This window comes from Bacillus sp. SIMBA_154 (assembly GCF_046536015.1).
In the GTDB taxonomy this organism is placed as follows: Bacteria; Bacillota; Bacilli; order Bacillales; family Bacillaceae; genus Bacillus; species Bacillus pumilus_P.
Genome location: NZ_JAWJBV010000537.1, coordinates 1 through 245 on the forward strand (window position 1 = coordinate 1; position 245 = coordinate 245).

Sequence of the window (245 nt, forward strand, 5' to 3'; positions counted from 1 at the left end):
CTTGAGGCCGGGGAACGATTTTATGGGTGCGCAGCAGTTTAATGAAATTATGACGATGCACGGCACGACAATGATTTTCCTGGCGGCGATGCCGCTGTTATTCGGGCTGATGAACGCGGTTGTGCCGCTGCAGATCGGGGCGCGTGACGTTTCATTCCCATTTTTGAATGCGCTCGGATTTTGGCTGTTTTTCTTCGGAGGCATCTTTTTGAATCTGAGCTGGTTTTTAGGAGGCGCTCCTGATG

1 protein-coding gene is annotated in these 245 nt (G+C 51.4%); it reads left to right on the forward strand.

Annotation, left to right across the window (positions count from 1 at the left end):
* Position 1 precedes the first annotated feature (1 nt).
* The coding region (locus R0K30_RS23070; protein WP_410613308.1) for a cbb3-type cytochrome c oxidase subunit I at positions 2 to 245 on the forward strand (244 nt) is incomplete at its 3' end.